Origin of the sequence: Spongiibacter taiwanensis (genome assembly GCF_023702635.1) — a bacterium.
In the GTDB taxonomy this organism is placed as follows: Bacteria; Pseudomonadota; Gammaproteobacteria; order Pseudomonadales; family Spongiibacteraceae; genus Spongiibacter; species Spongiibacter taiwanensis.
Genome location: NZ_CP098455.1, coordinates 2901082 through 2913790, shown reverse-complemented (window position 1 = coordinate 2913790; position 12709 = coordinate 2901082). Strand labels below are relative to the sequence as shown.

General features: G+C 57.1%; 12 protein-coding genes. 9 read left to right on the top strand and 3 right to left on the bottom strand.

Features of this window, described 5'->3' with window-relative positions:
* Positions 1 to 34: 34 nt before the first annotated feature.
* From NCG89_RS13270 to NCG89_RS13240, 7 genes are all read left to right on the top strand, one after another.
* On the top strand, positions 35 to 832 hold the full coding sequence (locus NCG89_RS13270) for an enoyl-CoA hydratase-related protein (RefSeq protein ID WP_251087032.1): 798 nt from the start codon (positions 35 to 37) through the stop codon (positions 830 to 832).
* Positions 822 to 1127, top strand: a complete 306-nt coding sequence (locus tag NCG89_RS13265) for a 2Fe-2S iron-sulfur cluster-binding protein (RefSeq protein ID WP_251087031.1) — start codon at positions 822 to 824, stop codon at positions 1125 to 1127. Before NCG89_RS13270 ends, NCG89_RS13265 begins: the two co-directional genes overlap by 11 nt.
* A 7-nt stretch (positions 1128 to 1134) precedes the next feature.
* Positions 1135 to 1536 (top strand): nuclear transport factor 2 family protein, encoded by a 402-nt coding sequence (locus tag NCG89_RS13260; protein ID WP_251087030.1) that lies wholly within the window; start codon positions 1135 to 1137, stop codon positions 1534 to 1536.
* Positions 1526 to 1900, top strand: a complete 375-nt coding sequence (locus NCG89_RS13255) for a hypothetical protein (RefSeq protein WP_251087029.1) — start codon at positions 1526 to 1528, stop codon at positions 1898 to 1900. Before NCG89_RS13260 ends, NCG89_RS13255 begins: the two co-directional genes overlap by 11 nt.
* 56 nt (positions 1901 to 1956) lie before the next feature.
* Positions 1957 to 4320: a TonB-dependent receptor gene (locus tag NCG89_RS13250; protein ID WP_251087028.1), complete on the top strand. Its 2364-nt coding sequence runs from the start codon at positions 1957 to 1959 to the stop codon at positions 4318 to 4320.
* 36 nt (positions 4321 to 4356) lie between these two features.
* On the top strand, positions 4357 to 4797 hold the full coding sequence (locus NCG89_RS13245; RefSeq protein WP_251087027.1) for a hypothetical protein: 441 nt from the start codon (positions 4357 to 4359) through the stop codon (positions 4795 to 4797).
* A gap of 152 nt (positions 4798 to 4949) precedes the next feature.
* Complete coding sequence (locus NCG89_RS13240) at positions 4950 to 6608, top strand: long-chain fatty acid--CoA ligase (protein ID WP_251087026.1); 1659 nt, start codon at positions 4950 to 4952, stop codon at positions 6606 to 6608.
* Here the strand turns inward: NCG89_RS13240 and NCG89_RS13235 are convergent.
* The 3 genes from NCG89_RS13235 to NCG89_RS13225 all read right to left on the bottom strand — a co-directional run bounded on the left by NCG89_RS13235 (position 6605) and on the right by NCG89_RS13225 (position 9086).
* A complete protein-coding gene (locus tag NCG89_RS13235; RefSeq protein WP_251087025.1) occupies positions 6605 to 7366 on the bottom strand; it encodes an ABC transporter permease in 762 nt (253 codons plus the stop codon). The two genes, NCG89_RS13240 and NCG89_RS13235, sit on opposite strands and share 4 nt — an antisense overlap.
* Positions 7363 to 8313 (bottom strand): ABC transporter ATP-binding protein, encoded by a 951-nt coding sequence (locus NCG89_RS13230; RefSeq protein ID WP_251087024.1) that lies wholly within the window; start codon positions 8311 to 8313, stop codon positions 7363 to 7365. The genes NCG89_RS13235 and NCG89_RS13230 overlap by 4 nt, the downstream gene beginning before the upstream one ends.
* Before the next feature lie 104 nt (positions 8314 to 8417).
* Complete coding sequence (locus tag NCG89_RS13225) at positions 8418 to 9086, bottom strand: TetR/AcrR family transcriptional regulator (RefSeq protein WP_251087023.1); 669 nt, start codon at positions 9084 to 9086, stop codon at positions 8418 to 8420.
* Positions 9087 to 9188: 102 nt separating this feature from the next.
* On the opposite strand from NCG89_RS13225, the gene NCG89_RS13220 reads away from it, so the two are divergent.
* Both NCG89_RS13220 and NCG89_RS13215 read left to right on the top strand, forming a co-directional pair.
* On the top strand, positions 9189 to 11204 hold the full coding sequence (locus NCG89_RS13220) for an NADPH-dependent 2,4-dienoyl-CoA reductase (RefSeq protein ID WP_251087022.1): 2016 nt from the start codon (positions 9189 to 9191) through the stop codon (positions 11202 to 11204).
* A gap of 646 nt (positions 11205 to 11850) precedes the next feature.
* Positions 11851 to 12657 (top strand): hypothetical protein, encoded by an 807-nt coding sequence (locus NCG89_RS13215; RefSeq protein WP_251087021.1) that lies wholly within the window; start codon positions 11851 to 11853, stop codon positions 12655 to 12657.
* Positions 12658 to 12709: the final 52 nt, after the last annotated feature.

The window sequence follows — 12709 nt, the reverse complement described above, 5'->3', positions numbered from 1 at the left end:
GACTAACTTTTACACCCGACAAGAGAACGGGGTTATGCACTTGATTTTGGCTACCCAAAGCAAGGGCAACTCCTACAACGCCGTATTCTGGGAGGAGCTGAAGACCTTTCTCCATGAGATCAAAAGCGCAAGCGACATTCGGGTATTAACCCTATCTGCCGAAGGCAAACATTTTGGCGGCGGTATGAATGTGGATTATCTGGCCACGCTGAATCAGAGCAAGGGCGATGATCCGGCGCGCTACAACCACTGGATCAAAGACAAAGTTCTCTATTTCCAAGCGATTATCAACCAATTTGAAGCGCTCCCGTTTCCGGTGATCGGCGCGGCGAATGGGGCATGCATCGGCGGTTCGCTGGCGCTGTTTGCGGCCTGTGACCTGCGCATCGCGACAGAATGTGCACGATTTTCCATCCACGAAATTAACGTTGGCATCATGTGCGACCTGGGCACCATCCAGCGAGTCCAGCAGCTGTGCGGTCAGGGCTTTGCGGCCCAAATGGCGTTTACCGGCAATTTGTTTAGCGCCCGAGATGGCCTCGCTGCCGGTTTGATTGGGGAGGTAGTGACCGACCAAGAGAGCATGATCAGTCGCCTCGATCAATTATCGGCACAACTTGCTGCTTTATCCCCCTTGGCGATGTCCGGAGTAAAGGCCACGCTTTGTCATGCCCGCAACCTACGGTTTGACGACTCTCTGCAGCTTTCCGCAGTGTGGAATGCCGGCATGTACACCTTTGGCGACGTCACCCCAGCCATTCGCGCCCAACAAGAAAAGCGCCAGGCGATCTACGCCGACCTGTACCACGGAGACACCGAAAATGAAGTTTGATGTCACCGATCGCAGCGGGCATACCGCTCGTTATGAAGTTGCCTCCCTTGGCGACCTTTACGACACCCTTAGCGCAGAAATGAAGATAGACGCCATTTGCGGTGGCGCCTGCTCCTGCGCTACCTGCCACGTGCTGATCACCGATAACACCACCATGTTGCATCCAGCCAGTGCAGAGGAAATCGACATTCTCGATGGTCTGATGCACCGCGCAAGAAACAGTCGCCTGCTATGTCAACTCCGCGCTGACGCCGAAATACAAAACCTTTCCCTAACCATTGCCCCCGAAGAGTGAGACACCAATGACAAACCTAGAACTAACTCAGGAAATATTCGTTCGTTTTGGCAACCACGACGTCGACGGGATCGTTGAACTTCTCCATGACGACTGTGTTATCGACTTTTATGGCCCGGAGGTCATTCCCTATGCCGGTCACTATGAAGGCAAAGCGGCGTGTCGCGGTTTCTTCGACACCGTACTCACATCAGTAAACATTCACGTCTTTGAGGCGGAAGACTTCGTGTGTGAGGGCAGTAAAGTCATTGTGGTGGGACGCCTCCGCCTGACAACCAAGGTCAATGGCAATGAAATCAAATCCCCCTTTGTCCATGTTATTGAATGCAAAGACGGTCGTTGGCTGCACTTCCGCGATTTCATGAACACTGCTGTCGCCCAGGAGGCCTTTCTCGGTCATGGCCATTAATCACCGATTGATTTATCAAGCCGACGTCGGGATTTTCCTCGTCCTCGCCCTACCTGGGCTCAATGCTTTGGCAATTGAGCTGCTGTTGAGCACCGGCCAACTCGGCGATGCAATCGCGACCCACCCACTGGTACTGAGCCTGTGTGGTATTGCGGGCTGCCTGGGACTGGGTCTTGCCCTGATCCGGCTGCAGGTCGCCGATTCCCGACAGATCGTCGGACTGAGTTTAATGGTGAAGGTGCTGGCCAGTGGCTGGCTGTTTTACGGCTATATCAGTGGAGTTTCCCAGCTGATGCTGTGGCTTGCGGTCATGGATGTACTCGGCGCCTTGATATTTCTTATGCGGCTTATTCGCCCTTCCTAAGGTCAGCGCGTCAAAAATTAACGAAAACTCGTAACGATAATAATAAGGTGATTTTCATGAGTAACAATTATTTCTTACCTCTGATCTCTGCGGCGGTGTGCAGTGCCGCCGTGTCCCCTGTGCTGGCCAGCACAGGGGAAAACAATACTAAACGCAGCAGCCGCCTAATTGAGGAGGTTATGGTTACCGCTCAAAAGCGGGAAGAAAACTCCCAGGATATCCCCATCATGATCAGCGCGTTCAGTGCAGATAAACTCGACGCGATGGGTGTCGAGTCCACTGCCGACTTGCAACGTATTACCCCCGGGCTGACCTTCACCTACACCTATGGTTACACCGTGATTTACATGCGCGGGATCGGTACGGATGCCTTTCTGCCCAACGCCGACCCGAGCATTGCCACTTATATTGACGGCATCAATATTGGTCCTAGTCAGGGCAAGCAGGACACGCTGGGCCCCGTGGAACGGGTGGAGGTGCTTAAAGGCCCCCAGGGCACGCTGTTTGGCCGCAACGCCACTGGTGGCGCGATCAACATTATTACCCAGGCCCCACCGGACGAGTTTGTCGGCTCATTGAAAACAGAGCTTGGCAATTACAACGCCGAGTCTTATCAGTTGTTCTTGGGCACGCCAATTACCAGCTCGCTCGGTACAACGCTCTCCTTGTTTAAAAGCCATCAGGACCTGTATGGCCGCAATGAAGTCAATGGGCAACCCGGCCCAATGCGCGCTGATTTTGGCGAGGGCGCGCGCCTGAAAGTGCAGTGGGATCCGGCCGATGAAATCACGGTCATGCTGACCGCCTCATATCACAATCAGTTCACCAGTAATTCCCTGTCTCAGGAGAACACGCGCCCCGCACCGATCTTTGCCGGCGGTGTTGAAGCCGACGAACCCGACCGGGTTTGGCACAATAATAAGCTGGGCGGCAACTCCACCCTGAACACCCTTTACGGCGCCGTGATCGAATGGCGGCCAGGGCCGCTGGATATCAAATTTCTGTATTCGGAAAATGATGCCGATGTCGATGAAGCTCACTACGACCTGGACTCCACCGAGCAGTCGCAGGCCTATTTCTACAGTGCCGATCAGTTCAACTATCAAAAGACCTATGAACTGCAGTTTTTGTCCAATGAAGACACCTGGTTGGCCGAGCACGTGGAATGGGTCGCCGGACTATACCGGCTCGAGGGAGAGGGAGGCTTTGGCAGTCTTTATTTAACCCTCAACCCGGTTGGCTTTGGCAGCAACGTGATCGGCCTGCCCGACCTGCTCAATCCGCTGATTGGGCCAATCATCAACAATACTCAGGATGTGGTACTCGGCAACGGTGGGATTCTGACCACCGAATCCAACTCCATCTTCGCGCAAGCCACCTGGCACCTCAGTGAGCGCATTGATCTAACCGGTGGTATTCGCTACCAGGAAGAGACGCGGGGGATCACCAATAGCTATCTGGACGTGGTCAACCCGCTGGCTGGCAACCCGCCCAATGCCTACTTTAAATCGGGTGACCAGTCGCAGAATATCCGTCTCTCTAACTTCAGTGCCCCGGACCTGGAAGACAATACCGTGTCGCCCAGACTGGCTGCCCAGTATTTTGTGAATGACAATTTTCAAGTTTTTGCCTCGGCGCAACGAGGTTACAAAAGCCCGACTTATAATATCGTTAACTTTTTCACCAACCCCGACCCGGTCGATCGGGAAGAGGCCACCGCCTTTGAGCTCGGCTTCAAGTCCGACCTCCTCGATGGCACCCTGCGACTGAACAGCGCCCTGTTCAAAACCCAGATAAAAGGCCTGCTCACTGCCATTGTGGCCATTCCTTCCGGCGGCATCGTCAGCTTTCGTAACGCGGGCGAGGCGGAAATCGAAGGCGCGGAGGTCGACTTCCAGTGGCAGCCCCTGCCCGAATGGAATCCGGGACTGGCCGTGAGTGGCGGCGCCACCTACCTCGACGCCTATTACACCGACTACCCGGACGGTGCTGGCTTCGACGATACAACCGGCCTTTACTTCGGTGCCGACAGTCTGGTGGGAGACACCGCGCGGGACTTTAGTGGCAATCGCATCGTGAGAACACCGCGGTTTACCAGCAGCCTGTCGCTGAATCAATTCTTCTCCGCCGGTGCGATTGGCAACTTCGAGTTTGGTCTCGATTACTACTACAACAGCGGCTACAACACCACGCCACAAAACTCCCCTCACTTTGAGCAAGACCAATACGAACTTTGGGACGGGCGTGTGAGCTATTTTTACGATCCTTTCGGGCTGCAGCTGACCGCATTTGTCAAGAACGCCAAAGACAAGGATTACTACCAAAGCATTTTGCAACAGGACTTTGGCCGCACGGTGACCCTGGCACCGCCACAGCTTTACGGCATTCGCCTCAAATGGGACTTCGATACGTTGCTGTAGGGCAAACCATCAATCACTATTCAGGAAATCGCTAAAATGAAACTCAACGCATTCTTACCCGCAGTTATCACGCTCGGGCTGCTTGGTAGCCAAGCCGGACACAGCCAGAATCTGGGCGCTGCCTTACCTCTGCTTGCCAACCTCAGCACAAATACCAGCGCCTTTGGCGACATTGGTGCCAGCGGCATCTTGCCCAGGGGCATTGGCACCCTGCTGGTGTTGCCCGCCGCGGGCGAATTGGTGTTCTCCAACAACAATGGCCCGACCGGCGCGCTACTCGGTCTCGGTGGGCCGCTGAAGGGGCAGCTTGTGCCCGCCTTCGATGTCTTGGTGAACACGCCAGCGGAGCTACCCGATTATTTCCTCAACGGCGGCACACTGATTTCTCCGGAACTGGTCATTGTGCCGCCGGTGCCGCTACTGTCAGCCCCGCTACTGGCGATTCCAGCATTCCCTGCCCTTCCGGCGCTGGATTGATGCATCGCCGACGGCTACATTTTACGTACACTGGGTTAAGTCGACCTGGTTGCATGGACCCAGTTGCATGGACCCAGTTACGTACACCTAATTAGCCAGAGCTAGCGCCACCCAGTGGCACCAATAACAATAACCCGGGAGATTACTGAAGAATGCCTATGCCGATGATGACCACGCCGCTGACGCTAACCCATTTAATGCGTCATGCCGATCAGGTGAATGGCTTCGCCGAGATTGTCTCAGTGACCGCAGACAACCCCCGCCACCGCTATACCTATCACGATGCCTTCACACGGGTGCGCAAGCTGGCCAATGCGCTGGCCCGGCTCGGCCTGAAGCAAGGGGACACCATTGGCACCTTCGCCTGGAACGATTACCGGCACTTTGAAATTTACTATGCCGTGTCCTGCAGCGGGATGGTTTGCCACACAGTCAACCCGCGCCTGTTTCCTGAGCAGTTGGAATACATCGTCAATCACGGGGAAGACCAGTGGGTGTTTGTCGATTTGACCATGGTGCCGCTATTGGAATCACTCCAGGAGAAATTGCCCAAGGTGCAGGGCTATGTGGTGATGACCAGTGAAGCGGCCATGCCCGACACCACACTGCGCAACGCCCACTGCTACGAACAGCTGATTGAGGACGAGCCCGATGTCTTTGATTGGCCTGATCTCGACGAGAACGCACCATCGGCGCTGTGCTATACCTCAGGCACCACCGGCAACCCCAAAGGCGTGCTCTACACCCATCGCTCCACCGTGCTGCACAGTCTGGCCAGTATTGCCCCCGACGTGTTCGCTATCTCAGTCAACGATGTGATTCTGCCCATCGTGCCCATGTTCCACGTCAACGGCTGGGGGCTGGTGTATTCCGCACCGATGGTGGGTGCCAAACTGGTGATGCCCGGCCCCAAAATGGCCGATGGCGAGACCCTCTGTGCACTGATCAACGAGGAAAAGGTTACCGCCTCTGCCGGGGTACCCACCGTGTGGCTCGCCCTGCTCAACTACCTCAACCAGTCAGGCGGGACCATTCCAACCTTAACGCGCCTGACCGTGGGCGGCGCCGCCTGTCCAATGGTGATATATGAGCAGATGCGCAGCCGTTACGGCGTAGACGTACAGATTGGCTGGGGCATGACGGAAATGAACCCCCTCGGGACCTTCAACGGCCGCAAGCCAACCGCCCTGGAATCGCTGCCAGAAGCGGACAAAGCCGAAGTCAGTTTAAAAGCCGGTCGTCCGGTGTTTGGGGTCGACATCAAGATCACCAACGACCAGGGCGAGGCCCTGCCCTGGGACGGCAAAAGCACCGGTGCCATCAAGGTAAGAGGCCCCTGGATTATTAACGACTACTTTCACTACGACGGCCAGACTCTGGATGACGACGGCTGGTTTGAAACCGGCGATGTGGGCTGTATCGACGAGTGGGGGATGCTGCAAATCACTGACCGCCTCAAAGATGTGATCAAATCCGGCGGTGAATGGATCAGTTCCATCGACTTGGAAAATGCCGCCGTTAATCACCCGGATGTTGCCGAAGCCGCCGTGGTTGGCTTGCCCCACCCCAAGTGGACAGAGCGTCCGCTGTTGGTGGTCGTGCTGAAAGAGGGGAGCAGCCTGAGCGCCGCCGAGGCCCCAGCCACCCTACTGCGCTGGCTGGAAGGCAAGGTAGCAAAATGGTGGATACCCGACGCCTGCGAGGTGGTCACCGAATTGCCACATACCGCCACCGGCAAACTGAGCAAGAAGGATATTCGGGCGCAATTCAGCAACTATCAGTGGCCATCACAGCCGGTATCACCCGATTAATTTTTAATGCGATAGCCGGTGCGCAACATCCACGATGCCAATGCCAGGCACAGCAACATAAATCCGGCGGTCATGCCCACGCTGACCGCCACATTCACATCCGCTACCCCATAAAAACTCCAGCGAAACCCGCTGATCAGGTACACCACCGGGTTCGCCAGGGTGATGGTCTGCCACAGGGGCGGCAACATGCTGATGGAGTAAAAGCTGCCACCCAGAAAGGCCAGCGGGGTAACGATCAACATCGGCACAATTTGCAGCTTTTCAAATCCATTAGCCCACACACCAATGATGAAGCCGAACAGACTGAAACTGACCGCCGTCATTACCAGAAAGGCCACCATCCACACTGGGTGCAAAATCTGGTAATCCACAAACAGTCGCGCGGTTGCCAGAATAATTATCCCCAGCACGATGGATTTGGTGGCAGCAGCCCCCACGTATCCCAGCAATATTTCGGTGGTAGCCACTGGCGCAGACAGCAACTCATAAATGGTGCCGTTGTACTTGGGGAAGTAAATACCGAAGGACGCATTGGAAATGCTTTCGGTGAGCAAGGCCAGCATCAACAGCCCCGGAATGATAAACGCACCGTAGCTGACGCCATCAATTTCCACCATCTTTGAGCCAATGGCCGAACCGAATACAACGAAGTAAAGGGAGGTCGAAATGACCGGCGAAGCCAGGCTTTGCATCAGCGTGCGCCACCAGCGGTGCATTTCAAAAAAATAGATGGCTTTTACCGCGTAGAAATTCACGCCTGAACCTCCGCTGCTGATTGACTGGCGTTGTCGTGAACGAGGCTGACGAAGATCTCCTCGAGCGAGCGCTGCTTCGATTGCAGGTCTTTATAGTCGATGCCGTGAGCATCGAGGCGTCGCAACACATCGGCGATCCCGGTGTGCTCGCTCTGACTGTCAAAATGAAAGATCAACTGATGGCCGTCATCGGCCAGAGACAGCGGCAGCGCCCGAAGATCAGCTGGAATTTCTGCCAGGGGTTGCTGCAACTGCAGGCGCAGCTGTTTCTGTCCGAGCTTTTCCATCAAGCTGGATTTATCTTCTACCAACACAATTTGGCCGCGATTGATGACCCCGATGCGGTCCGCCATTTCCTCGGCTTCTTCAATATAGTGGGTCGTCAGAATGATGGTGACACCCTGCTCGCGCAGCCCCCGGACCATTTCCCACATGTCTCGGCGCAGCTCAACATCCACCCCCGCCGTGGGCTCGTCCAGGAATAGAATTCGGGGTTCATGGGAAAGGGCTTTGGCAATCATCACCCGGCGCTTCATCCCCCCCGACAATTCCATAATCCGGTTGTTGCGTTTCTCCCACAGGGACAGCTGGCGGAGGATCTTCTCGATGTAGGCCGGATCGGGCGCTTTGCCAAACAGGCCGCGGCTGAATTTGACCGTCGACATCACGCTCTCAAAGCCGTCCGTGCTCAGCTCCTGGGGAACTAGGCCAATCAGGCTTCGGGTTTGGCGGTAGTCACGGCGGATATCAAAGCCATCGGCCAGTACCGTGCCACCGCTGGCATTCACAATGCCGCAAATAATACTGATCAACGTCGTTTTGCCCGCCCCGTTGGGACCGAGCAGGGCGAAGATTTCGCCCTCTTCAATTTCCAGATTGACGTCTTGCAGGGCGGTAAAGCCGCCGCTGTAAACCTTGCTGACGCCCTGCACACTGATGGCGGACACATGGCCTCCAATCACAATTGGGAGAAAAAAACCGGAAGAAAAAACTGCCCAAAGTGTCGGCGACTTCCGCCGCCAAGGCAAGCAACCCAGCAACCGCGACCGGGCTAGTCGGGCTGAAAGGCCCGCCACATCATGTCGGCGGCGGCATCACACATTGCGGATACGGCATCGGACTGCAGGTAGATGCCATCAATGACGACGCGACTGATGCCATGCAGCGTCGACCAGCTCACCTGGGCATACCGCAATGCATCACCGGGTGCCGCACTGACCAGGGGCAACCTGCGCATTTTCTCAACATAGCCTTTAAACGCGCCGTGGGCGTATTCACGCAACTGGTCCGTGGGCTGTTGTACTTTCCACAGTCGAGCACCAAACATCAGCTCGTAGTAGTGGCGGTTATCCAGGGAGAAGCGAATGTAATTGTCGATAAACGCCCGCAAGCCCGACCGGGTATTACTGCGCCCGTTGAGAAAATCATCACCGTCGATCATTTCCAGCAAGCGCCGAAAACCCTCCTCGGCGACCGCACACATCAGGCCGTGTTTATCGGGAAAGTGGTGATAGGGCGCCATCCTGGAAACCCCCAGGTTTTGTGCCAGACGGCGCATGGATAAGGCGTCCTCACCCTCTTCGCCGAGGAGGCGGGCGGCCTCTTCCACCAGCGCGGGACGCAGGTCACCGTGGTGATAACTGCGGGATCGAGGAGAAGTCTTTTTGGTGTTGGCGGCTGGCATGAAGGCAATGTAGCAGCCAATCTTGACAGTGTCCATATAGACGACTAGCCTGTACAACTTGACGCCGTCAAGTTGCGTACCAGACATAATTCATCCCGCTCCGATTGAGGGTGGGAGACCAACACACGGAGAGCACTCATGACCGCCTACCCCCACCTACTGGCCCCCCTGGACCTGGGTTTTACCCAGCTAAAAAACCGATCTTTGATGGGCTCCATGCACACTGGCCTGGAGGAAGCAGAAAATGGTTTTGAGCGCATGGCCGCCTACTTTGCCGAGCGGGCCCGGGGCGGAGTGGCGCTCATTGTGACGGGCGGCTTTGGCCCCAATCGCCGGGCCTCCCCCCATGAGCACACCCGCCAGCTGGAAACCGACGCCGATTGCGCCGATCATAAATTGATCACCGACGCGGTACACGAAGCCGATGGCAAAATTTGCCTGCAAATTCTGCACACCGGCCGTTACGCCTTTAACAACAACCCCATCGCCCCCTCTGCCATTCCCTCCCCGATCAACCCTTTCAAGCCCAGCGCGGCGACTGCGGAGGACATCGCCCGGGAAATCGATGACTTTGTGCGGGTCGCCAAAATGGCCCAGCAGGCGGGTTACGATGGTGTGGAAATCATGGGCTCAGAGGGTTACTTCCTGAACCAGTTTCTGGCCGCGCGCACTAACCAGCGCGACGATGAATGGGGCGGCAGCTACGAGAATCGAATGCGCCTGCCCGTTGAAGTGGTACGTCGGGTGCGCGAGGCCGTTGGCCCCAACTTCATTATTATCTATCGGCTGTCGATGCTGGATCTGGTTGAAGGCGGCAGCACCTTCGACGAAATCTTGACCCTTGGCAAAGCCGTTGAACAGGCCGGTGCTACCCTGATCAACACAGGCATCGGTTGGCATGAAGCCCGCATTCCCACCATTATCACCAAGGTTCCCCGGGCCGCGTTCACCTGGGTAACAGCCAAGTTCCGGGAGCACCTGAACGTTCCCGTGATTACCTCAAACCGCATCAATACCCCCGAGGTTGCCGAGCAGGTACTCGCCCGGGGTGACGCCGACATGGTATCGATGGCGCGGCCCTTTCTGGCCGACCCGGACTTTATTGCCAAAGCCGCGGCCGACAAGGCCGATGAAATCAACACCTGCATTGGCTGCAATCAGGCCTGCCTGGATCATATTTTTTCTGGTCAGCTGACCAGCTGCCTGGTGAACCCCCGCGCCTGTCGGGAAACTGAGCTGACCATCACCCCGGCCAATGAGCTGAAGAAAATTGCCGTTGTCGGCGCGGGCCCGGCCGGCCTGGCCTTTGCGGTCACCGCGGCCCAACGGGGGCACGCTGTTAGCCTGTTTGATGCGGCGGGCGACATCGGCGGCCAGTTCAATATTGCCAAGCGCATTCCTGGCAAAGAGGAGTTCAACGAAACCCTGCGTTACTACCGCCGCCAACTGCAGCTGCTGAATGTTGATGTCCAGCTCAACCGTCCGATGACCGCAGCCGAGTTGAACGCCCTCGACGTTGATGAAGTGATACTCGCCACCGGTGTTACCCCCCGAGAGGTCGATATTCCCGGCATCGATCATCCCAAGGTCCTCGGCTATCTGGACGTGTTGTCCCGGCAGGCCGAGGTCGGCAAACGGGTGGCGATCATCGGTGCCGGTGGTATCGGTTTTGATGTGGCGGAATTTCTCAGTCACCAGGGCGACGCCAGCCTGAATATCGCCAGCTTCATGCGCGAGTGGGGGGTGGATATGAAGCTGCAGGCCCGCGGTGGCGTTGAGGGGCTGGCACCTCAACCACCTGCGTCTCCCCGTGAAATCTTTCTGCTCCAGCGAAAGTCCAGCAAGGTCGGCAACGGCCTGGGCAAGACCAGTGGCTGGGCCCATCGGCTGGGACTGGAGCGGCGCGGGGTCAGCATGCTGTCCGGCTGCGAATACCTGGCGGTGAATGATCAGGGGCTACATATCCGCCGGGATGGCGACGTTGAAATTCTCGACGTCGACAACGTGATCATTTGCGCCGGGCAAGAGCCTGCCAGGCACTTGCTGGAGGGACTGACCAAGCCCTATCAGCTCATTGGTGGTGCCGATGTCGCGGCAGAGCTCGATGCCAAGCGCGCCATCGACCAGGGCACCCGGCTGGCTGCGAGCCTTTAGTGGCCCAGGCGGCAAATAAGGTTACGCTCAGCCACAGCACAAGGGATTTTGGACGGCGTTGCAGCCCTTGCAAAGGGCCGGGCCATGAGCGGCGAAACCCGCCTTGGCTCGCCCACGCAGACGCTCTGAGGGTGACCTAATTTACCGCATGGACCACTAGCCCTTTGTTCCCCCGGCGAAGGCTGCGCCGGGGGACTGCCGCCAGCCAGCCCGCCACAGCGCATCTCTACCAAAGAATTCACCTCAACCGACAGAGGCCTCCCACTGTCACCACCCCGTCATGATTGGTGTGCAGTCTGTTGCCCGATGCGGCACTGGTAAGAATCGTGCATGTACTCTGATAATAGCTGAATTGCCATTGGGTCTAGCAACCCTGAGTCGCAAAACCTGAGTCGCACCCCCTGGTTCGCATCCACTCTGTCGGCGGGGCGTGAATGGCGAACCTTTTCTAGCACCATTGATCACAACTCCCCAACGCGGCCAAAAATGCCGTCACAGCCCAATCAGGATGTTTATGCTTTGCTTACCCCGTGTCTTCGCCCCATTTCGCGTTGCCTGTGCGAGTTTGTTGTGCTTTGCCCTGGCAATCGCACCGCTTGCGCAAGCGGCTGAACCCCCAGCGAAGGCAACCGAGGCACCCACGGTCTTGACCTACACCGCCCCCGAACTGAACGAGATGAGCGGCCTGGCCAGCAGTTTTGTCAGCGACCATCTCTTATGGGCCCACAACGACTCCGGTGATTCCGCGCGCTTGTTTCGGCTAAACACCAACGGTGAAGTACTCGGCCAGGTTAACATTCGCGGGGCCAGCGCCTTTGACTGGGAGGACATCGCCAGCTTCAAAGATGCCAACGGCAATGCCTTCTTGCTGATTGCAGACACCGGCGACAATACCGGCCTGCGGCCCTTTGTCGACCTCTACCTGCTGGCCGAACCCGGCCTTGATGCCGCGGAAGCGAAAACCCTGCGCCGCTATACGGTCGTGTATCCAGACGGCCCCCGCGATACCGAAGCCGTGGCAATCGACGCCGTAGAGCGCAGCGTATACCTGCTCAGTAAACGCGACGACAATCCGCGGCTATATCGCTTTTCCCTCGACGCGCTGAAGCAATTGTTTGTCCCGCTGCAGTACCTCGGGGAGGTCACCAGCCTGCCCAGCAAGGCCAAACACGCCGATATCAAAGCCAAACAGCGCTGGCAATTTCAGCCCACTGCCATGGCCTTTAGCCCCGAGCACGATGCCGCCATTGTGGTCACGCCGCGCCACACCTACTACTTTCCCCGCGACGGGGAAGACAGCTGGCTGACCGCCCTCAATCGCGACCCGGTGATTTTAAATCCCGGCCGATTCCCTCAGATTGAAGCCGGCACCTTCAGCCGCGACGGCAACACACTGTATTTAGGTTCCGAGGGCAGCCCGGCCCGCGCGGTCGCGCTACCCCGGCCCCACTAAGGCAAGACAGGGCCAGGCAAGACAAGGCAAGGAACCCGCGATCATCACCGGG

What these genes read in the sequence shown, in the direction of transcription:
- NCG89_RS13265 (WP_251087031.1), top strand. Translation starts at nt 822, where the DNA reads ATGAAGTTTGATGTCACCGATCGCAGCGGGCATACCGCTCGTTATGAA.
- NCG89_RS13260 (WP_251087030.1), top strand. Translation starts at nt 1,135, where the DNA reads ATGACAAACCTAGAACTAACTCAGGAAATATTCGTTCGTTTTGGCAAC.
- NCG89_RS13255 (WP_251087029.1), top strand. Translation starts at nt 1,526, where the DNA reads ATGGCCATTAATCACCGATTGATTTATCAAGCCGACGTCGGGATTTTC.
- NCG89_RS13225 (WP_251087023.1), bottom strand. Translation starts at nt 9,086, where the DNA reads ATGGACACTGTCAAGATTGGCTGCTACATTGCCTTCATGCCAGCCGCC.
- NCG89_RS13250 (WP_251087028.1), top strand. Translation starts at nt 1,957, where the DNA reads ATGAGTAACAATTATTTCTTACCTCTGATCTCTGCGGCGGTGTGCAGT.
- NCG89_RS13270 (WP_251087032.1), top strand. Translation starts at nt 35, where the DNA reads ATGCACTTGATTTTGGCTACCCAAAGCAAGGGCAACTCCTACAACGCC.
- NCG89_RS13220 (WP_251087022.1), top strand. Translation starts at nt 9,189, where the DNA reads ATGACCGCCTACCCCCACCTACTGGCCCCCCTGGACCTGGGTTTTACC.
- NCG89_RS13245 (WP_251087027.1), top strand. Translation starts at nt 4,357, where the DNA reads ATGAAACTCAACGCATTCTTACCCGCAGTTATCACGCTCGGGCTGCTT.
- NCG89_RS13240 (WP_251087026.1), top strand. Translation starts at nt 4,950, where the DNA reads ATGCCTATGCCGATGATGACCACGCCGCTGACGCTAACCCATTTAATG.